The organism is Acidovorax sp., from assembly GCF_034519795.1.
GTDB lineage: Bacteria > Pseudomonadota > Gammaproteobacteria > Burkholderiales > Burkholderiaceae_C > Acidovorax.
In genome coordinates, this window is sequence record NZ_JAXHOB010000012.1 from 210,958 (window position 1) to 232,261 (window position 21,304).

At 67.8% G+C, this 21,304-nt stretch carries 18 protein-coding genes; 13 read left to right on the plus strand and 5 right to left on the minus strand.

The window, feature by feature from the left end; genetic code table 11:
• Nucleotides 1-106: 106 nt before the first annotated feature.
• From U5N23_RS14565 to U5N23_RS14620, 12 genes are all read left to right on the plus strand, one after another.
• Nucleotides 107-2,230 carry a 3-hydroxyacyl-CoA dehydrogenase NAD-binding domain-containing protein gene (locus U5N23_RS14565; protein ID WP_416208611.1) on the plus strand — a complete coding sequence of 708 codons (2,124 nt, stop codon included), beginning with the start codon at nucleotides 107-109 and terminating at the stop codon, nucleotides 2,228-2,230.
• Between the two features lie 17 nt (nucleotides 2,231-2,247).
• A complete protein-coding gene (locus U5N23_RS14570; protein ID WP_322593501.1) occupies nucleotides 2,248-3,429 on the plus strand; it encodes an acetyl-CoA C-acyltransferase in 1,182 nt (393 codons plus the stop codon).
• Nucleotides 3,430-3,442: 13 nt separating this feature from the next.
• Complete coding sequence (locus U5N23_RS14575) at nucleotides 3,443-4,651, plus strand: acyl-CoA dehydrogenase family protein (RefSeq protein WP_322593502.1); 1,209 nt, start codon at nucleotides 3,443-3,445, stop codon at nucleotides 4,649-4,651.
• A gap of 10 nt (nucleotides 4,652-4,661) precedes the next feature.
• The gene (locus U5N23_RS14580) at nucleotides 4,662-5,795 is read left to right on the plus strand and encodes an acyl-CoA dehydrogenase family protein (RefSeq protein ID WP_322593503.1); all 1,134 of its coding nucleotides are present in this window, start codon (nucleotides 4,662-4,664) and stop codon (nucleotides 5,793-5,795) included.
• A 44-nt stretch (nucleotides 5,796-5,839) separates the two neighbouring features.
• On the plus strand, nucleotides 5,840-7,087 hold the full coding sequence (locus U5N23_RS14585; protein ID WP_322593504.1) for a CoA transferase: 1,248 nt from the start codon (nucleotides 5,840-5,842) through the stop codon (nucleotides 7,085-7,087).
• Between the two features lie 40 nt (nucleotides 7,088-7,127).
• A complete protein-coding gene (locus tag U5N23_RS14590) occupies nucleotides 7,128-8,129 on the plus strand; it encodes a tripartite tricarboxylate transporter substrate binding protein (protein ID WP_322593505.1) in 1,002 nt (333 codons plus the stop codon).
• 7 nt (nucleotides 8,130-8,136) lie between these two features.
• The gene (locus U5N23_RS14595) at nucleotides 8,137-9,111 is read left to right on the plus strand and encodes a nitronate monooxygenase family protein (RefSeq protein ID WP_322593506.1); all 975 of its coding nucleotides are present in this window, start codon (nucleotides 8,137-8,139) and stop codon (nucleotides 9,109-9,111) included.
• A gap of 31 nt (nucleotides 9,112-9,142) precedes the next feature.
• Entirely contained in the window at nucleotides 9,143-9,892 is a 750-nt protein-coding gene (locus U5N23_RS14600) for an electron transfer flavoprotein subunit beta/FixA family protein (protein ID WP_322593507.1), read from the plus strand.
• Nucleotides 9,893-10,825, plus strand: coding sequence for an electron transfer flavoprotein subunit alpha/FixB family protein (locus U5N23_RS14605; protein ID WP_322593508.1), 933 nt, complete (start codon nucleotides 9,893-9,895; stop codon nucleotides 10,823-10,825).
• Nucleotides 10,826-10,866: 41 nt separating this feature from the next.
• Nucleotides 10,867-11,859 (plus strand): tripartite tricarboxylate transporter substrate binding protein, encoded by a 993-nt coding sequence (locus tag U5N23_RS14610; protein WP_322593509.1) that lies wholly within the window; start codon nucleotides 10,867-10,869, stop codon nucleotides 11,857-11,859.
• Between the two features lie 147 nt (nucleotides 11,860-12,006).
• On the plus strand, nucleotides 12,007-13,047 hold the full coding sequence (locus U5N23_RS14615; RefSeq protein WP_322593510.1) for an acyl-CoA dehydrogenase: 1,041 nt from the start codon (nucleotides 12,007-12,009) through the stop codon (nucleotides 13,045-13,047).
• A gap of 262 nt (nucleotides 13,048-13,309) precedes the next feature.
• On the plus strand, nucleotides 13,310-13,561 hold the full coding sequence (locus tag U5N23_RS14620; protein ID WP_322593511.1) for a hypothetical protein: 252 nt from the start codon (nucleotides 13,310-13,312) through the stop codon (nucleotides 13,559-13,561).
• A 69-nt stretch (nucleotides 13,562-13,630) separates the two neighbouring features.
• Here U5N23_RS14620 and U5N23_RS14625 read toward each other — a convergent pair whose 3' ends face one another.
• Nucleotides 13,631-13,930 carry a DUF2917 domain-containing protein gene (locus U5N23_RS14625; protein ID WP_322593512.1) on the minus strand — a complete coding sequence of 100 codons (300 nt, stop codon included), beginning with the start codon at nucleotides 13,928-13,930 and terminating at the stop codon, nucleotides 13,631-13,633.
• A gap of 84 nt (nucleotides 13,931-14,014) precedes the next feature.
• Between U5N23_RS14625 and U5N23_RS14630 the strand changes: the two genes are divergently transcribed.
• Nucleotides 14,015-14,980: a LysR substrate-binding domain-containing protein gene (locus U5N23_RS14630; protein ID WP_322593513.1), complete on the plus strand. Its 966-nt coding sequence runs from the start codon at nucleotides 14,015-14,017 to the stop codon at nucleotides 14,978-14,980.
• A gap of 26 nt (nucleotides 14,981-15,006) precedes the next feature.
• Here the strand turns inward: U5N23_RS14630 and U5N23_RS14635 are convergent, their stop codons facing one another.
• The 4 genes from U5N23_RS14635 to U5N23_RS14650 form a co-directional block, all read right to left on the minus strand.
• On the minus strand, nucleotides 15,007-15,507 hold the full coding sequence (locus tag U5N23_RS14635) for a hypothetical protein (RefSeq protein WP_322593514.1): 501 nt from the start codon (nucleotides 15,505-15,507) through the stop codon (nucleotides 15,007-15,009).
• A 265-nt stretch (nucleotides 15,508-15,772) separates the two neighbouring features.
• Nucleotides 15,773-16,558, minus strand: coding sequence for an alpha/beta hydrolase family protein (locus tag U5N23_RS14640; protein WP_322593515.1), 786 nt, complete (start codon nucleotides 16,556-16,558; stop codon nucleotides 15,773-15,775).
• The gene (locus tag U5N23_RS14645) at nucleotides 16,542-17,726 is read right to left on the minus strand and encodes a DUF3182 family protein (RefSeq protein WP_322593516.1); all 1,185 of its coding nucleotides are present in this window, start codon (nucleotides 17,724-17,726) and stop codon (nucleotides 16,542-16,544) included. Before U5N23_RS14645 ends, U5N23_RS14640 begins: the two co-directional genes overlap by 17 nt.
• Before the next feature lie 187 nt (nucleotides 17,727-17,913).
• Nucleotides 17,914-21,297: an EAL domain-containing protein gene (locus U5N23_RS14650; RefSeq protein WP_322593517.1), complete on the minus strand. Its 3,384-nt coding sequence runs from the start codon at nucleotides 21,295-21,297 to the stop codon at nucleotides 17,914-17,916.
• Between the last annotated feature and the right edge of the window lie 7 nt (nucleotides 21,298-21,304).

The following is a 21,304-nucleotide window of genomic DNA, read 5'->3' on the forward strand; positions in this document are numbered from 1 at the left end:
TTGTTTCAAATGTTTTGACAGTCTGTCAATTCCAGCGGGGATTGTTATAAATCATTGTCACCGCAAGAATCCCGGTTTTCCAAGAAACCATAGAGGAGACATGCGCGTGACCCTTCAAGCCCCTGCTTCTGTCGTTCGGTGGACCTCGCAAGAGGCGGTGCTGCTGGTCAGCGTGGACAACCCGCCGGTGAATGCCCTGGGGGCGGCGGTGCGCCAGGGCTTGCTGGCTGCGATCGCAGCGGCCGAGGCCGATGCCGCCATCCGGGCGGTGCTGATCGTCGGCGAAGGCCGCGCCTTCATCGCCGGGGCCGACATCCGCGAGTTCGGCAAACCGCCCGTGCCACCGGCCCTGCCCGAGGTCTGCCAGCGCATCGAAGCCTGCACCAAGCCGGTGGTGGCCGCCATCCATGGCGCGGCGCTGGGCGGGGGGCTGGAAGTGGCCCTGTCGGCCCACTACCGCCTGGCGCTGCCAGGCGCACAACTGGGCTTGCCCGAAGTATTGCTGGGCCTGCTGCCCGGCTCCGGCGGCACGCAGCGCGCGCCGCGCCTCATGGGCGTGAAGGCCGCTACCGAACTCATGCTCAGCGGCAAGCATCTGGGTGCCCAGGCGGCCCTGGCCGCTGGCCTGGTGGACGTGGTGGCCGAGGGCGACGACCCTGTCGCCGCCGGGCTGGTCTATGTGAACGAGCTGCTGGCACGCCAGGCGCCTGTGCGCCCCATCAGCGCCCAGCCCGGCCGCCTGGCCGACAAGGCCGCCGCCCAGGCCGAACTCGATGTGCTCAAGGCCGAAACCGCCAAGGCTGCGCGCGGCCTGTTCTCGCCGCTGAAGATCATCGACTGCGTGCAGGCCGCGCTGGACCTGCCTTTTGACCAGGGCATGCAGTTCGAGCGCGCCCAATTCATGGCTTGCCTGGAAAGCCCGCAGCGCGCCGGCCTGATCCACGCCTTCTTTGCCGAGCGCGAAGTCGCCAAGGTGCCCGAGGCCAAGGCCGCCGCGCCGCGCCCCATCACCTCCATCGCAGTGATCGGCGGCGGCACCATGGGCGCCGGCATCACCGTCTCGGCGCTGGACGCCGGCCTGCCCGTGACCATGATCGAGCGCGACGCGGAGTCTATTGCGCGCGGCCGGGCCCATGTGGAAAAGGTCTACGACGCCCTGGTGGCCAAGGGCCGCATGAGCGCCGAGGCCAAGGTCGCCACCCTGGCGCGCTACTCCGGCAGCACGCGCTACGAGGACATTGCCAGCGCCGACCTGGTGATCGAGGCGGTTTTCGAGGACATCGAGGTCAAGAAGGCCGTGTTCCGCGAGCTCGACCGCGTCTGCAAGCCCGGCGCCGTGCTGGCCACCAACACCTCCTACCTCGACATCGACGCCATTGCGGCGGCCACCGCCCGCCCGGGCGACGTGATCGGCCTGCACTTCTTCAGCCCCGCCAACATCATGAAGCTGCTGGAGATCGTGGTACCCGCCCAGGTCAGCGCCGACGTGGTGTCCACTGCCTTCGAGCTGGCCAAGCGGCTCAAGAAGGTGCCGGTGCGTGCCGGCGTGTGCGATGGCTTCATCGGCAATCGCATCCTGGCCGTGTACAAGCAGGCGGCCGACTACCTCATGGAAGACGGCGCCAGTCCGTACGAGATCGACGCGGCCGTGCGCGCCTTCGGTTACCCCATGGGACCCTTCCAGGTGACCGACCTGGCCGGTGGCGACATCGGCTGGGCCACGCGCAAGCGCCGCGCCGCCACGCGCGACCCCAAGGCACGCTATGTGGAGATCGCCGACTGCATCTGCGAGCGCGGCTGGTTCGGCCAGAAGACCGGCCGGGGCTTTTACCTCTACCCCAACGGCGCCCGCGTGGGCCAGAGCGACCCCGAAGTGCTGGCCATCATCGATGCCGAGCGCGCCAGGAAGTGCGTGGTGCCGCGCCCGTTCAGCGCTGACGAGATCATGCGCCGCTACATGGCCGCCATGGTGAACGAAGGCGCCAAGGTGGTGGCCGAGGGCATCGCCCTGCGCCCGCTGGATGTGGACGTGACCTTCCTGTCCGGCTATGGCTTTCCGCGCTTTCGCGGCGGCCCCATGAAGTGGGCGGACATGCAGGGCCTCGACAAAGTGCTCGCCGACATCCGCGAATTCGCCAAGGACGACCCCTTGTTCTGGAGGCCTGCTGCCTTGCTGGAACAGCTCGTGGCCGAGGGCCGCAATTTCGACAGCCTGAACCAACCCGCCTGAACCAGGAGACACCCACCATGCGCGAAGCCGTCATCGTTTCCACCGCCCGCACCCCGCTGGCCAAGTCGCACCGCGGCGAATTCAATGCCACGCCGGCCGCCCAGCTGGCCGCGTTCTCCGTCACGGCAGCCGTCGAGCGTTCGGGCGTGGACCCCGAGATGTTCGAAGACTTCATCCTGGGCTGCGGCAACCCCGATGGCTTCCAGGGCCGCAACCTGGGCCGCCAGACCGTGCTGCGCGCCGGGCTGCCGCTGTCGGTGGCGGGCACCACGGTCACCCGCTTTTGCGCCTCGGGCCTGCAGTCCATCGCCATCGCGGCCGGGCGCATCGTGGCCGAAGGCGTGCCGGCGATGCTTGCCGGTGGGGTGGAAACCATCTCGGGCATGCGCCCCGGCAACAACCTGCCCACCGACATGGACCCCTGGCTGGTGGAGCACAAGCCGGCCCTGTACATGGCCATGATCGACACCGCCGACGTGGTGGCCCAGCGCTACGGCATCTCGCGCGAGGACCAGGACGCCTTCTCGCTGCAAAGCCAGCAGCGCACGGCGGCCGCGCAGGCTGCTGGCCTGTTCGACGGTGAAATCATCCCCTGCGCCACGCGCATGGCCGAAAAGAACAAGGACACCGGCGAGGTCACGCACCGCGAGGTGGTCGCCACGCGCGACACGTGCAACCGCCCCGGCACCACGCTCGAAGGCCTGCTGGCGCTCGAGCCCGTCAAGGGAGCCGGCCAGTTCGTCACGGCCGGCAACGCCTCGCAATTGTCGGACGGCTCGTCGGCCTGCGTGCTGATGGAGGCCAAGGAAGCGGAGCGTTTGGGCCTGCAGCCGCTGGGCGCCTTTCGCGGCATGGCCGTGGCCGGCTGCGAGCCCGATGAAATGGGCATCGGCCCGGTGTTCGCCGTGCCCAAGCTGCTGGCGCGCCATGGCCTGAACGTCGAGGACATCGGCCTGTGGGAGCTCAATGAGGCCTTCGCATCGCAGGCCCTTTACTGCCAGCGGCGTCTGGGCATCCCCATGGAGCGGCTGAACGTCAACGGTGGCGCCATCTCCATCGGCCACCCCTTCGGCATGACGGGTGCGCGCCTGGCCGGCCACATCCTGCTCGAAGGCCGGCGCCGCAAGGCCAAATGGGGCGTGGTGACCATGTGCATCGCCGGTGGCATGGGCGCCGCCGGGCTGTTCGAGATTTTCTGAAGCAAGGCACGATATGGATCTCCAATTCACCCCTGAAGAGCAGGCCTTCCGCGCAGAAGTGCAGGCCTTTCTGAAAGACCAACTGCCTGCGGCCCTGGCGCACAAGGTCAAGGCCGGGCAGCGCCTGACCAAGGCCGACCAGGAGGAGTGGCATGCCATCCTCAACGCGCGCGGCTGGCTGGCCAACCATTGGCCCGCGCAGTACGGAGGCCCCGGCTGGGGCGCGGTGCAGAAGTTCATCTTCGACACCGAGTGCGCTGTCGCGGGCGGGCCGCGCATCGTGCCCTTCGGGCTCAACATGCTGGGCCCGGTGTTGATCAAATACGGCAACGAGGCGCAAAAGCAGTACTGGCTGCCGCGCATCCTGAGCGGTGCCGACTGGTGGTGCCAGGGCTACTCCGAGCCGGGCGCGGGCTCGGACCTGGCCTCGGTCAAGACCACGGCCGTGCGCGGATCGGATGGCGAGGGCGAGCACTACATCGTCAATGGCCAGAAGACCTGGACCACCCAGGGCCAGCACGCCAACATGATCTTCTGCCTGGTGCGCACCGACCGCGAGGCCAAGGCCCAGGCGGCCATCAGCTTTCTGCTGGTGGACATGAACACCCCGGGCGTGCAGGTGCGCCCCATCCGCACGCTCGATGGCGACAGCGAGGTCAACGAGGTGTTCTTCACCGACGTGCGCGTGCCGGCCGAGAACCTGGTGGGCGAGGAGAACAAGGGCTGGACCTACGCCAAGTACCTGCTGACCTACGAGCGCACCGGCATCGCCGGCGTGGGCTTCTCGGTGGCCGCGCTTGAAAAGCTCAAGGTCATCGCCGCCAAGGTGCAGCGCAATGGCCGCCCGCTGGCCCAGGACCCGCAGTTCGCCACCCGCATGGCCAAAGTCGAGATCGACCTCGAGAACATGAAGACCACCAACCTGCGCGTGATCGCCGCCGTGGCCGGCGGCGGCGTGCCGGGGGCCGAAAGCTCCATGCTCAAGATCCGCGGCACCGAGATCCGCCAGGAGATCCTGTCGCTGATACGCCGCGCCATGGGCCCCGATGCCCTGCCCTACATCGAGGAGGCGCAGTACCAGGACCTGGCCGACGCATCCGCAGGCCCCGCCGAGGCGGCCACGGTGGCGGCGAACTACTTCAACTACCGCAAGCTGTCGATCTTCGGCGGCTCCAATGAAATCCAAAAGAACATCATCTCCAAGATGATCCTGGGCCTGTGAGGCTGATGCGATGAACTTTGAACACACCGAAGACCGCCGCATGCTGGCGGACACGCTGGACCGCTTTGTGGCCGGGCAGTGCCCCATGGAGACCCGCAACGCCATTGCCTATGGCGCGACCGGCATGTCGGGCGCCCTGTGGAGCCAGTTTGCCGAACTGGGCGCCATCGGCGCCCTCTTCCACGAGGCCGATGGCGGCTTTGGCGGTGCCGGCTTCGATATCGCCGTGGTCTTCGAGGCCCTGGGCCGTGGCTTGGTGGTCGAGCCCTTTCTGGGTGCCCTGGTGGTTGGCCGCGCCCTGGGCGCTGCCGGCACGGTCGCGCAGAAGGAGCGCATCGCCAGCCTGATCGACGGCAGCACCGTGGCCGCGCTGGCGCATGATGAGCCGGGCAGCCACTACGAGCTGGCACGCGTGGCCACGCAGGCGGTGCGCAACAAGCAGGGCTGGGCACTCTCGGGCGCCAAGGCCGTGGTGCTGCAGGGTGGAGAGGCGCAACTGCTGCTGGTGTCGGCCCGCACTGCGGGCGCGGTGGACAGCGAGGACGGCATTTCGCTGTTCCTCGTGCCCGCCGATGCGCCGGGCGTGGCGCGCCGCAGCTACGGCCGCATCGACGGCGGGGGCGCCGCAGACTTCAGCTTCGACCAAGTGCAATTGGGCGCCGACGCCCTGCTGGGCGCCGAGGGCCAGGGCTTTGCCACGCTGGAGCTGGCCGTGGGCTGGGGCGTACTGGCACTGTGCGCCGAAGCACTGGGCGCCATGGAAGTGGCCAAGAAGGATACGCTCGAGTACCTGCAGACGCGCAAGCAGTTCGGCGTGCCGATCGGCAGCTTCCAGGCGCTGCAGCACCGCATGGCCGACCTGCTGCTGGAAGTGGAGCAAGCGCGCTCTGCCGTCATCAACGCCGCTGCGGCCATGGACGGCGAGCGCGTGGCGCGCGAACGGGCGCTGTCGGCCGCCAAGTTCACCATCGGCCGCATCGGCACCCTGGTGTCCGAAGAGAGCATCCAGATGCACGGCGGCATCGGCATGACCTGGGAGCTGCCGCTGTCGCACTATGCCAAGCGGCTGGTGATGATCGACCACCAGCTTGGCGACGAAGACCACCACCTGGCGCGCTACATGGCCCTGGGCCAGCACAGCTGATACCGGGCCTGAATTTTCCGGGACACCCCCAAGGAGACTGAACCATGACCACCCAAGAACCGTCCCAGGAAATCGACCTGCCCCTCGAAGGCGTGCGCGTGCTGGACCTGTCGCGCGTCTTCGCCGGGCCGCTGTGCGGCCAGGTGCTGGCCGACTTCGGCGCCGAGGTCATCAAGGTCGAGCACCCGGGCCGCGGCGACGACACGCGCGACTGGGGCATGCGCATCGGCAAGACCGAGACCACCTACTACAACAGCATGAACCGCAACAAGCGGTCCATCACGCTGGACCTGCAAAGCCCCGAGGGCCTGCAGATCGTGCACGACCTGCTGCCGCAGTGTGACGTGGTGATCCACAACTTCAAGACCGGCGGCGCCGAGAAGCTGGGCCTGGGCTACGAACAGCTCAAGGCCATCCGGCCCGACCTCATCTACTGCGCCGTGGCCGGCTACGACGCAAGCGGCCCCGAGGCCAAACGCCCCGGCTACGACCTGGTGATCCAGGGCGAGGCCGGCCTCATGGCGCTGAACGGCGAAGCCGAGCAGCCGCCCCTGAAGTTCGGCGTGGCGGTGGTGGACCTGGTGACCGGCATGCATGCCGCCCAGGCCGTGCTGGCGGCCCTGTTCCGCCGCGAGCGCACGGGCAAGGGCCGGCTCATCGAGATGGCGCTGTACGACTGCGGCATCATGGTCACGGGCTACTACGGGCTCGACGCGCTGCAGCTGGGCCGCGATCCGGCGCGCTACGGCAATGCCCATCCCTCGATCGTTCCTTATGGCATGTTCGAGGCGGCGGACGGCCCGCTGATCATCGCGGTGGGCAACAACGCGCAGTTCGACAAGTTCTGCCGCCAGGTCATCGAGCGGCCGGACATCGTCGAAGACCCGCGCTTTGCCACCAATGTGGAGCGCGCCAGGAACCGCCCGGCACTGGTGCCGCTGCTCAACGCCATGATCCGCTCGCTCGGCCGCGACGTGCTGCTCGAACGCATGACGGCGGCCGGCATCCCCTGCGGCCGGGTTGCGGGCCTGCACGAGGCCCTGACCAGCGAGCGCACGCGCGCGAGCGGCCTGGTGCAGGACATGCCCCACCCCGTGACCGGCACCACGCCCGTGTTCGCACCGCCCTACCGCCTGGACGGGCAGCGCCTGCCCGTGCGCAACGCCCCGCCCACGCTGGGCGAAGGCACGCGCGAGGTGCTGCAACGCCTGCTCTCCCTGGGTGACGAGCAACTGCAGCAGTTGCAGCAGCGCGGCGTGCTGACCCTGCCCGAGGCTCCGCCGACAGCCTGAACCTTTGCCTACTGATATCACAGACCCCGGAGACGACACCATGACAACGCATTTCAACCGCCGCACCGCCCTGCAAAGCCTGGCCGCACTGGGCAGCACGGGCCTGCTGGGCACCAGCCTGGCCCAGAGCGCCAAGGACGCCTGGCCCGCCAGCCTCATCAAGCTGATCGTGCCCTTCCCGGCGGGCGGCCCGACCGACACGGCCTCGCGCATCGTCGGGCAGAAGCTGGCCGAGCGCCTCAAGCAGGCCGTGGTGGTGGAAAACCGCCCCGGCGCCTCGGGCTCCATCGCCGCGCTGCAGGTGATGAAGGCCGAACCCGACGGCTACACGCTGATGATGCTGGCCACCCCCACGCTGCTGGCGCCCCACCTGTACAAGAAGGCAGGCTACGACACGGTGAAGGACTTCGCCCCGGTGGCCACGGTGTACGACCTGCCCATCGTCGTGGTGGTCAACCCCACGCAACTGCCGGACGTGACCGACCTGCGCAAGCTCATCGCCAACGCCAAGGCGCAGAAGACCCCGCTCAACTACACCAGCTCCGGCGCGGGCAGCTTCGGCCACCTGAGCATGGAGCTGCTCAAGCAGATGGGCGGCTTCGACATGCAGCACGTGCCCTACAAGGGCGGTGTGCCGGCCATCACCGACACCATCGGCGGCCAGGTGCCGGTAATGTATGCCGACCTGGTGGCCGCCCTGCCCCACATCAAGGCCGGCAAGCTGCGCGCCATCGCCGTGGGGTCGCCCCAGCGCGTGGCCATGCTGCCCGATGTGCCGACCATCGCCGAGCAGGGTTTCAAGGGCTATGACGCGGTGTCCTGGGGCGGGCTGCTGGCCCCCGCGAGCACACCCAAGGCCGTGGTGGATCGCATCGCCGGCGAAGTCCGGCAGATCCTGGCCGACAAGGAAATCCAGGAGAAGCTGTTGAACGCGGGGGCCATCGCCCGCTTCCAGGACCCGGCGCAGATGGGCCAGCACCTGCAGCAGGACTATGCCAAGTGGGGCCAGTTGATCCGCGACAAGTCCATCGCCTCGGAGTGACGCCGCCATGAAGACACGCATCACCGAACTCTTCGGCATCGAACACCCCATCATCCAGGGCGGCATGCACCATGTGGGCCTGGCCGAGCTGGCATCGGCAGTTTCGAACGCGGGCGGCCTGGGCATGGTCACGGGGCTGACCCAGCGCACGCCCGAGCTGCTGGCCCGCGAGATCGCGCGCTGCCGCGCCATGACCGACAAGCCCTTCGGCGTGAACCTCACCTTTTTGCCCTCGGTCAACCCGCCCGACTACCCGGGCTACGTGAAGGCCATCATCGACGGTGGTGTGAAGGTGGTCGAAACCGCGGGCAACAACCCGCAGAAATGGCTGCCGGCACTCAAGGAGGCCGGCATCAAGGTCATCCACAAGTGCACTTCGGTGCGCCATGCGCTCAAGGCCCAGGCCATCGGCTGCGATGCGATCAGCGTCGACGGTTTCGAGTGCGGCGGCCACCCGGGCGAAGACGATGTGCCCAACTTCATCCTGCTGCCACGGGCCGCCGAAGAGCTGAGCATCCCCTTCGTTGCATCGGGCGGCATGGCAGATGGCCGCTCGCTCGTGGCCGCGCTGGCGCTGGGCGCCGAGGGCATGAACATGGGCACGCGCTTCATTGCCACACAGGAGGCGCCAGTGCACGAGAACGTCAAGCGCGCCATCGTCGCGGCCAGCGAGCTCGACACGCGCCTGGTCATGCGCCCGCTGCGCAACACCGAACGGGTGCTGAGCAACGCGGCCGTGGAGCGCCTGCTGCTCAAGGAGCGCGAGCTGGGCTCCGCCATCACCTTTGAGGACATCCTGCCCGAAGTGGCCGGTGTCTACCCGCGCATCATGCAAAGCGGCGAGATGGATGCGGGCGCCTGGTCCTGTGGCATGGTCGCCGGGCTGATCCACGACGTGCCCACGGTACAGCAACTCATCGACCGGACCATGGCCGAGGCCCATGCCCTGATCCACGAACGCCTGGCGGGCCTGGCCCGCTGAGCGCTTCTCCATCATCCTTCGAAAGAATCCCATGAAAGCAATCGTCGCCGTCAAGCGCGTGGTGGACTACAACGTCAAAGTCCGAGTCAAGTCGGACCAAACGGGTGTGGACATCGCCAACGTGAAGATGAGCATGAACCCCTTTGACGAAATCGCCGTCGAAGAGGCCGTGCGCCTGAAAGAAAAAGGCCTGGTGACCGAAGTCATCGCCGTCTCCTGCGGCGTGTCCCAGTGCCAGGAAACCCTGCGCACCGCCATGGCCATTGGCGCCGACCGCGCCATCCTGGTGGAAACCGACGTCGAACTGCAACCCCTGGCCGTGGCCAAGATCCTCAAAGCCCTGGTCGACAAAGAGCAGCCAGGCCTCGTGATCCTGGGCAAGCAGGCCATCGACGACGACGCCAACCAGACCGGCCAGATGCTCGCCGCCCTGGCCGACCTGCCCCAGGCCACCTTCGCCAGCAAGATCGAACTCTCCGCCGACAAGGTCAGCGTGACCCGCGAAGTCGACGGCGGCCTGGAAACCCTGGCCCTGACCCTGCCCGCCGTCATCACCACCGACCTGCGCCTGAACGAGCCGCGCTACGTCACCTTGCCCAACATCATGAAGGCCAAGAAAAAGCAGCTCGATACCCTCAAGCCCGAAGACCTGGGAGTGGATGTCACTCCGCGCCTGAAGACCCTCAAGGTCACCGAACCCGCCAAGCGCGGCGCCGGCGTCAAGGTGGCCGATGTCGCCGCCCTGGTCGAGAAACTCAAGAACGAAGCGAAGGTGATCTGAATGTCGGTACTCGTTATTGCTGAACACGACAACGCAAGCGTCAAGGGCGCAACGCTCAACACCGTGACCGCCGCAGCGGCCTGCGGTGGCGACGTCCACGTGCTGATCGCCGGCCACAATGCCGGTGGTGCTGCAGCCGCTGCCGGCCAGATCGCCGGAGTGGCCAAGGTCATCCACGCCGATGCCCCTGGCCTGGAACACGGTCTGGCCGAGAACGTGGCCGCGCAAGTCCTCGCGATCGCATCCAACTACAGCCACATCCTGTTCCCCGCCACCGCCAGCGGCAAGAACGTGGCGCCCCGCGTGGCCGCCAAGCTCGATGTTGCGCAGATCAGCGACATCACCAAGGTGGTCTCCCCCGACACCTTCGAGCGCCCCATCTACGCCGGCAACGCCATTGCCACCGTGCAGAGCAGCGACGCCACCAGGGTCATCACCGTGCGCACCACGGGCTTCGACCCGGCAGCCGCCACCGGTGGCAGCGCAGCAACAGAAACCGCAGCAGCGACCACCGATACCGGCAAGAGCGTCTTCATGGGCAGCGAGATCGCCAAGAGCGACCGCCCCGAACTCACCGCCGCCAAGATCATCGTCTCCGGTGGCCGGGCCCTGGGCAGCAAGGAAAAGTTCGACGAAGTGATGACCCCGCTGGCCGACAAGCTCGGTGCTGCCCTGGGAGCCAGCCGCGCTGCGGTGGATGCGGGTTACGCACCGAACGACTGGCAAGTGGGCCAGACGGGCAAGATCGTGGCGCCGCAGCTGTACATCGCGGCGGGTATCTCGGGGGCCATCCAGCATCTGGCGGGAATGAAGGACTCCAAGGTGATCGTGGCGATCAACAAGGATGCCGAGGCGCCGATCTTCAGCGTGGCGGACTATGGGCTGGAGGCGGACTTGTTTACCGCTGTGCCGGAGCTGGTCAAGGCGCTGTAAAGCGCAACCGGAACGACATTTCACCATTTCAGGAGACAAGCATGCACAACAACCAACCCCTCAACCGCCGCCGACTGCTGGCAGCCGCCACGGCCGGCATCGCCGCCACTGCGGCACCCGCCTGGGCCAACACAGCGTGGCCCAGCAAGCCGATCCGCATCGTCGTGCCCTACACCGCGGGCGGCTTCACCGACCAGATGGCGCGCCTGCTGCAGGTCGGGCTGCAGCAGGCGCTAGGGCAACCCGTCGTGATCGACAACAAGCCGGGGGCCAACAGCATCATCGGCGTGGATGCCGTCGCCAAGGCCGCCCCCGACGGACATACCTTCGCCGTGGTGATCGCCGCCTATGCGGCCAACACCACGCTGTACCCCAAGCTGCCCTACGACCCGAAGAAGGACCTGGTGGGCGTATCCCTCATGGGGATTTCGCCGCTGGTGGCCGCCGTCGCCACGAATGCCCCGTTCAAGACCACGGCAGAGCTCGTGGCCTACGGGCGCGCCAACCCGGGCAAGCTGAGCTTCGCCTCGTCGGGGGCCGGTTCGGCTGCGCACCTGACTTCCGAGCTCATGCGCCTGGTCACCAAGGTGGACATGGTGCATGTGCCCTACAAAGGGGCATCCCCGGCGCTGGCCGACCTCATGGGCGGGCAGATCCCGCTGTTCCTCGATCCCCCCCCCAACCTGATCCAGCCCGCCAAGGCCGGCAAGATCCGCCTGATCGGCGTGGCCAGCGACAAGCGCGTGCCGGCGCTGCCGGACGTCCCGACCTTCGCCGAGCAAGGCTATCCCGGCATCGTCGGCAGCACCTGGGCCGCCATGCTGGCACCGGCGGGTGTGCCGCGCGAGATCGTGCAGCGCATGTCTGCCGAGGTCGCGCGCATCATCCGCAGCCCCGAGGTGGCGCGCCGCCTGGAGCAGAGCATGGGTACGTTTGCCGAGGGCTCCACCCCGCAGGAGTGCGATGCCTTCATCGCCAGCGAAACCACGAAGTGGGCCAAGGTCATCCGCGATGCCGGGGTGGTCGTGGACTGATTCAATCGGATAACGATTGCTCCCGGCGCCTATGCGCCGTATCTGCATCTTCCTACAAGGCTGGAACCGGTCAATCCGTACGATGCGTCATCCCTGCCACTGCGGCTGCCCGCAGCCAGGCCCTTTTGGCCAAGAGGTGCCGCCATGATGACCGTTCCGCAAAACCTTTTCAGCACCGCCCAGGCTTTGCCGGGCGCGCTTGCGTCGATGGGTTCTGCCCCGGTGATCCGGCAGTTGCGGCACCTGGTGGACAACGGCTTGGCCGATCTGCCCCAGCCTGGCACGGGCCGCACACTGGAGCGCTGGCAGGCGCTGAGCCTGGTGGCCAGCCACGATCTGTCCCTGGCCAGGCTGTACGAAAGCCACACCGACGCACTGGCCATCCTGCGCGAGCTCGGCAGCGAGCAGCGGATCCCTGGGGCGGTCTGGGCCATGTGGGCAGCCGAGTCGCCGGGGCGCCGGCTGGAAGCTGTGGACCGGGGCGCTGCGGGGGTCGTGCTGTCAGGCTCCAAGGCCTCCTGTGTTGGCGCCTTGGGTGCCAGCCACGCCTTGATCACCGCCTGGCTTCCAGGGCAGCAACCGCAACTCATGGCGGTGGAGCTGGACCATCCCAGCGTGGGCATCCATACCAACGATTGGCATGCCGTGGGCATGGCCGATACCGGCAGTGCAGACGTGACTTTCCAAAATACCCCCGCGACATTGCTCGGCTCCCCAGGCGATTTCATGCGGCGCTGCGGCTACTGGCATGGCGGGGCTGGCGTCGCCGCGTGCTGGCATGGGGGCGTTCGGTCCGTGGCCCATGTGCTGTTTGCTGCAGTGCAGCAGTGCCCACCCACCCACCCGCTGCATGCCATGCGCGCTGCCGCCCTGGGCAGGGTGGATGTGGTTCTGAGCAGTACCGCCGCCGTACTGCGCGACTGCGCGGCCTGGATCGATGCCCATCCTGGCGATGCGGCCATGGTGGTGGCGCTGCGCGCGCGCAGGGCCGTGGAGAGCGGTGCCCGGCGCGTGCTCGAGGAAACCGGGCGCGTGCTGGAAGGCACGGCCTTCAACCGCAATGCATTTTTTGCACGCCTGGCCGCGGACCTGCCGGCTTTCATGCGCCACAGCCAGGGGGACCGTGACGAGATGACCCTGGCGGGAGCGCTGCTTGCCCAGGAGGTGCCACCCCCCTGGGCCCTGTGACCCGTGCGGTGCGCGGCTTTGCGCCACCGTCCTACACCCCCTTCCCACGCTCCCGCTTACCATGGGCTTGTCGATACCGCAGTCGACACATCCCCCACTTGCCCCAGGGCAAGCAGAAAGCCCGCTCCGTGCGGGCTTTCTTTTGGGTGCTGCACTGCATCGAAACCCCTCCCGCCCCAGGGCTGTTGCGAATGGTTGCCCTCCCTGTGGAGCCGGCGGTTCAGAATGCGCTGTCACCAAATACGCCGGGGGTTCTATGCCGATGGAATACCTGAAAGTGATCGCTGCCGAGATGCTTCCGTTCGAGGTGGACGATGAAGCGGAGGTGGACATGCTGCGGGTGCTGGAGGCGGCCGGCATGGTGGAGGTTCAGTTCGCGGCTGGACGGGGCAGCCCCGCCCGCGTGATCGCCGTTACGGGCCTGGGCAGGGCCTCGCTGCTGGCCGAGGTCGCCAGGCAGGTGATCCGACAGCGAAGCCCCGAGGTGTCGTCCGCCTGGGCTGCGCTGTCCTGAACGCGAGTTCCGGGTCAGAAAAGGCGCCCTGCCCCACCTCTGCGATCCGGGTCTTTGCAACCCGACCGTTCAAGCGCCAGCAGTGGCTGGCGGTGTCTGCAGGTGCGGTGTGGGATTCGTGCGTTGGGGCACCCCGGCACCGACCACCCTGCCGTCGCGGGGATCTTCCAGGCTCACGCGGGCCGGCTCCAGCGCGAAGATGATGGCCCGCCGGTGCTCCGGCGTGGAAAAACTCTGGCCCGGGTCGAGCACGATGTCGCGCGTGTCGTGGTCCAGCGTGACCCAGATGCTGCCGCTCTGGCAACGGATCTGCACGCCCGCCGCGTCGGGCAGGCTGTGCAGGTCTCTGTGGGCAAGTTTCAGCATCATGGCGGGTACTCCTTGGCATTCATCCATGGAATGAATATAGTGAGCAGCAGCGCCTTGCTCAAACGGTCATTTGGAATCCTTCGCATGCCCATGCAGAATGTGAAAATCTCTTCTTCGGCGATCGGCCGGGAAGAGTTGCCGCCGCTGGACCTGCTGCGCAGCTTCGAGGCCTCGGCGCGGCACCTGAGCTTCACGCAGGCGGCGCAGGAGCTCTACCTCACCCAGTCCGCGGTCAGCCGCCAGATCCAGCAGATGGAGGCCTGGCTCGGGGTGGCCCTGTTCGAGCGCAGGCACCGCGCCCTGGTGCTGACCGAGGCCGGTGCCGTCATGCACCGCGCCGCCGTGGATGCCCTGGAGCGGTTGCGCGACGCCACCGCACGGGTGCGCGCCGCCCCCGCCCTGCGCCAGGTGGCGATGACCTGCACGCCGGGCTTTGCATCGCTGTGGCTCATCCCCCGGCTGGCGCGGTTCACCGAGCGGCACCCGGACGTGGACGTACGCATCTCGGCCACGCTGGAGTTGCTGGACCTGGACCGCAGCCAACTGGACCTGGCGGTGCGCTTTTGCCCGACCGGGGATGGGCAAGGCCAGCCATTGTTCGAAGAGTGGGTGGTGCCCATGTGCTCCCCCCGCCTGGCCGAGAACAGCGCCAACCCCTTGCTGCAGCCCGCAGACCTGGTACGCCACACCTTGCTCGCCGTGGACCAGCATCCGGGCATGCCGCTCACGGTGGAATGGGAGCCCTGGGCGCGGCTGATGGGTGTGTCCGAAGTGCGCATGAAGAACACCGTGCGCTTCACCCAGTATGCAGATGCCGTGTCGGCGGCCACGCAGGGCCAGGGCGTGGTGATCGGGCGCCTGCCGCTGCTGGCCGAGCTGGTGGCGAGCGGCCGCCTGGTGACACCGTTCGGAAGCTGCGCCTCGTCGCAGCGTGGCTATTACGTGGTGCCCAGCGCCCGCGGCGCGGTCAACCCGGATGCGCAGGATTTCGTGCGCTGGCTGCGCCGCGAGGCCGAGGCGGCGCTCTCGCCGCACAACGCGCTGCCCTGAGCGCGGCACCGCCGGTGGGGATGGATTCAGCGGAAAGACCGCTGCAGGCCGTAGGGCTGGTGGTCGTTGGCCGCGATGAAGGGTTCGTGCAATACCTTGCGCTTGGGCGCAAGGGCACCCGCAGCCTCTGCCCCGGCGCTGCCCTTCACCTGCACGGCAGCCTTGCCGTCGGCTGTGGCGCTCATCTCCAGTTGCACAGGGTCCTGCCCCGTCTGCATATGGTAGGCCCAGGCGACATCCGAGATCACCGCATGCTCGGCAATCACCAGACCCAGCAGGTCGGTGAAAGCGCGTTGCTGCGCCTCCTGCCACTGGACCTGGATCGTGAAACACCGGCCATTGTTGGCGCAATTGATCGTCAGATAGGGATTGTTTTCCTGCGCCGGGTTTGGCTGAGAAGACGGATCGTTCTTTGCCTGATTTTTCAGGGCTTCCCTGCGGAATATCTCCAGCGATGCGCCCGGATCTTCTTCACCAAGAACGGAAGTATCGACAGGGGCGGGGACAGTGGATTTGGAACGGGACATAAGGCACCTCACACCAGTGGGCTCCGTATATTCTGGATACCAGAACATTCACCCTGGACCGAATGGATCCATGGGTACCCGCATGCTCCCGGAGCGTATGGATGATGCGATTGCCAAGGCAATTGGCCGTACCGATGGGTGATCGATGCCCCGATGGTGAACCTGGTGCCCTGTGGGGGCTGTAGGACAATCGCCGGGAGAACGGCCATCCTGCCGCCGCAATCACCTTGCGAGGTTGACCAGGAGGCGGCGGCACCAGGGTGGGTCACGGCTGCAGGTCTCCCTGGGGTGGCGAGGCAGCAACGGGCCTGGCCTTCTTGCGGGCCCCGTTGACCATTTCCTGCACCCAGTGCACCAGCATGGCGGTGTAGTCCTCTTTCCACTCGGGACGGGTCAGCGCATGGTCGGCGCCGCTGATCACCCGGTAGGTCATGGAACGGGTCTGCAGGAAGGCGGCGCGGTAGTTTTCCAGCACCGGGTGGGGCACGACATCGTCGTTCTCGGACTCGACCAGCAGCACGTCGCCCTGGAATTGCGCGCTGGCTGCCAGCGCCCGGTTGGTCTGCGGTTCGATGGAGCGGGTGCGGTAGGCCGCCACCTCCTGGCGGTTGAGCTTGATCTTGGAGACCATCCAGTCCTCGTCCTTGTACAGCGCCGGTGCCCTGAGCGCCATCCAGCGCACGGGGCGCAATGCACTGAGCACGGCCGCCAGGTAGGCGCCGTAACTGGTGCCCACGACCAGCACCGAGGCCGGGTCCACAGCGGGGTGGCCCACCAGCAGGTCGTAGGCGGCCAGCATGTCCGCAAGGCTGTCCTCGCGCGTGACGGTCTCGCGCCCGGCCCGGTCGCTGGCATGGCCGCGCAGGTCGAAGGTCAGGCAGATGCAGCCCAGGGCGGCGATCTGGTGCGCCCGCTCGATGTACTGTTTCTGGCTGCCGTCCCAGCCGTGCACCAGCATCACGCCCGGCACCAGCACATCGGGCGCCACCAAGGTACCGGCGATGCTGCGGTCGCCCACGGGGATGCGGATGCTTCTATGCCGTGTGGTCATGGATCTCCAGCGTGGTGTACTTGGTCAGTGGCCCGGCCTCGGGATCGACACCCTGGTAGTACAGCGTGGCCCCGACCGGAATCGGCTGGCGTGCGCCGAACTTCTCGACGCAGCTGGCGCGCACCCGGCGCAGGCCCGGATTGCGGTGGAAGGCCTCCAGCGCCGCCACCTCGGCACCGCTGGCACCGCCCACGCGCCAGGACTGCTCCAGCACGCCCGAGCACCACTGGCCGGACGCGTTCAGGCCTTGGACCACATCGTAGTTGATGCGCGAGGCGAAGAAGCCCGGGTAGCAGGTGCGTGCCGCCTCGTCATAGGCCAGCGCCTGGGTCACGGCGTCGTGCAGCGGTCCCGATGCGGTGGCGGCCAGCAGCGCATTGAAGTCGCCCCGCACCACGGTGAGGTCCGAGCCGCCATACACCAGCGCCCCGTTGTTGTCGGGTGTGAGCCGCTGCGAGCCATAGTACGAGGCCTGCAGGCCGGCCACCCGCACCTGGCCGATGCTCAGCGTTTCCACCTCGGTCAGGTTGTGCTCCAGCACGATGCCCCCCCTTTCGAGCAGGCTGTCACCCAGCGCGTTCAGGCAGGTTTCCAGGGCCTGCAGGGTGGTGACGACGGTCTGCCCCCGCCCGCCCGTCTCGCCCACGGGTTTGACGCGCAGCGGCCCCAGGGCGAACAGTGCCTCGCCAGCGCGCAGCGCGTCGGCGCGCGAGAATGCTGCATGGCCGGGGAGCACCGAGCGCTTGACCAGCCGGGAAAACTCGGGATTCCAGCCCTCGGGCGCTGCGGCTTCGAACGACACCAGGGGGTGGGTGATGGCCTTGGTGGCCACGAAGGCATGCGGAACCACACCGCCGAACAGGTCGTCGGGCCCGTGTACCCCCAGGGCGTGGGCAGCGGCAACGCCCACCAGCGTATCGCTGGGGACCAGGTAGGTGCGCCCCTCCCAGATGGGCTGGGGCAGCTCCTCGGTGCTGTAGGCACAGCCCTTGATGTCGGCGAGCCTGCGCACCAGTTCTTCGCGCGTGATCTGCTCATGGGTGCTGGCGTGTCCGCGCAGGCCCCGCGTGAACGGCATGACGGTTTCCTGCGCCGCGCGCCGTCGCAGGGCCAGCGCGCTGTAGGCGGCTTCCAGGCCGAGCGGAAACTCCGATGGGTGGGATGTCATGGCGCGGCCCTCCAGGGTGGGTGGGCGCGCACTGCAAGGAGATTCGCAGACCCGCCATTGGCACAACTGCGGCAACCCAGGGCCCTGCCCTGCGGTGACCATGGCTCGATGCTATTTTTGGTGGGGGCTGCTGGCGCTTCTTGTGCACCGCAACATGCTGTAGGACACGGGCTACACAGCGAAATGCTCAACCCACGAACGGGCTCTCGGGCCGCGCACCGGTCACGGGCGCGACGAAGCCTGCCATCCAGCCCGGCAGGTCCTGCGCCGGCATGGGCCGGGCCAGAAAGTAGCCCTGCCCGATATCGCAGCCCAGTGCGGCCAACTGGTCCCAGTGCGCCTGGGATTCGATGCCCTCTGCCACCACCTTGCGGCCCAGGTCGTGCGCCAGGTCGATGGTGGAGCGCACGATGACGGATGAGGTCTTGCTCGATGACATGTCGCAGACGAAGGACTGGTCGATCTTGATGTACTCCACCGGCAACTGCTGCAGGTAGCTGAGCGACGAGTAGCCGGTGCCGAAATCGTCGATGTACAGCGCAATGCCCAGGTCGCGCAGCGCCTGCAGCACGCGCAAGGCGCGCTCGGGCTCGCCCATGACGGTGGTTTCGGTGATCTCCAGCTCCAGCATCCCGGGTGCCAGGGGCCATGTGGCCTGCAACTGGCGGATGGTCTGCAGCAGGGATTCGTCGCGCAGGTTGCGTGCGGACAGGTTCACGGCGATCGGCAGGCTGGCCCCCTGGGCGCCCCAGCCATGGTTGAGCCGCAGGCTGGCCTCGATCACCCACTCGGTCAGCGGCTTGATCAGCCCGGTGTGTTCGGCCAGGCCGATGAACTCGCCCGGCATGAGCAGGCCGCGCTGCGCATGGCGCCAGCGCACCAGGCCCTCGGCGCCGCGTACCTGCCCTGTGGCCATGTCGATCTTGGGCTGCAGGTAGAGCGCGAGGTCGCCGTTTTCAATGGCACGCCGCAGCTCGCCGGCCAACTGCAAATGGTGTGCCTGGTTGCGGTGGTGGCTTTGCGCCGGGTCGAACACCAGATGCCCGAGCCCGGCCTTCTTGGCCTGGTGCACTGCCGTGTCCATGTGGCGGTACAGGTCGTGCGGGGTTTCTCCGTGCGCAGGGAACAGGGCCACCCCGGCTGTCACGGAGACTTCCATCGCGATGTCGGCGATCGCAAACGGCCGGGCCAGCATGGCGTCCACGGTCCGCACCATGGCCACTGCGGCCTGCGCATCGCACTGCGGCAGCAGGATGGCAAACTCGTCGCCGCGCAGCCGCCCCACCGTGGCCGAAGGGGGAACGGCCTGGACAAGGCGGGCCCCGACTTCCTTGAGGATCTGGTCGCCGTAGCAGAAACCCAGGGCATCGTTGATCTCGCTGAGCCGCTCCACATTGGCCTGCAGCACCGCAAACGGCTGGCCAGCGTCGATGGCGGACACCAGGGTCTCGGTGAACTGCGCCTCGTTGGGCAGCCCGGTGAGGGCGTCGTAGCGGCGCATCTGCTGCATGGCCTCCTGCACCCGGGCCTGCTCGCTGCGGTGGCGCAGCGTCGCCATGCCGAAGGCCAGGTCATCAGCCGACTCGACGAGGAAGGTGATCTCGTCGGGCTCGAATATCTTCGGCCGGTTGCTGTAGATGGCCAGGGCGCCGATCACCGCGCCGTCCACCCGCAGCGGGCACGCCAGCACCGAGGCCGCCGCCGGCATGCCGGCCAGCCAGGCCGGGCCGTCGGGGCCGGGCGGCTCGCCTCCCCGGCCCACGCAGGCCAGCCCGGAGCGCAAGGCATCCCCCAGCACGCCCTGCCCCATGTCGCCCGCCTGCCAGCGGGTGTTCAATGCGCGCAGCCAGGGCTGCGCCAGGGGGGCGGTGCTCTCGGCCATGGGCACCAGCAGGCCGTCAGCCCCCTCTGCCGGGCGGCACCACACCACGGCCATGGCATAGCCGCCCGCGGTGACGATGGCCTCGCACATGCCGCTGAGCAGGCCCTGCTCGTCCACGGCGCGCAGCATGGTGCGGTTGCCGGCGCTCAGGGTCTTGAGGGCCCGGGTGGTGTGCTCCAGCCGCAGCACGTGGTCTTCGAGGGCGGTGTTGAGTGCCTGGACCTTCTCCTCGGCCTGCTTGCGCACGGTGATGTCGGAGCCCAGCACGTAGTAGCCCAGCACGCGCCCGCCGTCGCCGTGCTTGGGGATGCAGTCGATGGCCAGCCACTTGCCCGCAAAAGGCTGCCAGTCGTAGCTTTGCCGCTCGCCCTTCAGGGTCCGCTCGATCCGGGGGGCGGCGTGGGCATAGCGCTCTTCGCCCAGGATCTCCCGCACCGTGTGGCCGGTCACCTCATCGCGGTCCGGCGCATACAGCGCCTTGTGCTGCGCGTTGACGTACACATAGCGCTGATCCGCATCGACATAGGCCAGCACCGCCGGAACGTTGTTGATGACACTGTGCAGGTGGTCTTCGCTGGCGCGCAGTTGCGCCGTGCGTTCCTGCACCCGCTGCTCCAGCAGCGCGTTGGCGTCCACGATCATGCGCTGGGCTTTGCGGGCCAGGGTCTCATCGCGGAACACCAGCACCACGCCCGTCACCTGGCCGTCACTGGTGCGGATGGGGGCGGCACTGTCCGCGATCGGGCACTCCGTGCCATCGCGGGCGATCAGCGTCGTGTGGTTGGCCAGTTCATGGACCACCCCGGTGGCCAGCACCTGGGCCACCGGCACCACCGCAGGTTCGCGGGTGATCTCGTTGATGATGCGGAACACCACGTCGATGGGCAGGCCGCGCGCCATCTCGAAGGTCCAGCCGGTCAGTTGCTCGGCCACCGGGTTCATCCGGGTCACACGGCCTTCGATGTCGGTGGCCAGCACCGCATCGCCAATCGACTGCATGGTGGTGGCCAGGCCCTCTTCGCTGTCCGCCAGCGCGCGCTGGGCCTGGCGGGTTTCGCGCAACTGGCCCTTGATCAGCGTGTAGGCGCCCGCCAGCAGCCCCGCCAGCACCAGCACCGCGATGCCATTGGCGGCCAACAGCAAGCGCCGGGTGCGCAACTGCGCTTCGGTGCGCTCGCGCAGCAGCGTGGCCTCCTCGGACTCCAGGCCGCGCAGCAGTTCGTGGATACGGTCACGCGTCTTCTGCAGGGGCGCCGTGGCCACGTAGGCGTTGGCGGCTTCCGGGCCCTGCGTCTTGCGCAGCATTTCCACACGCCGTGAGATGGCCAGCCGCTCGTCCACCATCTGGCGCAGCAGGGTCCAGCGCTCCTGCTGCAAGGGGTTGTCGGCGGTGAGCTGGCGCAGTTGCGACAGCATGGCCTCACGGGCCTCGGCCGCAACATCGCGCTCGGCGAGGTGCGCGGGGTCGCCGGAAATGCGAAAGCTCTGCGTGCTCAGCTCGATTTGCAGGGTGTTGGCCCGGATATGGGCCACGTTGCCCAGCACCTGGTGGGAATGGGCCACCCAGCCATTCGCCTCCTCGGCGTCGTCGGCCAGCTTCGAGCCCGTGAACGTGACGCCAGCCACCACCAGGGCGGCTGCGATGAAAGCAGCGAGAACCTTCGATTCGAAGCTCGAGCGCAGCAGCAATGGGCCT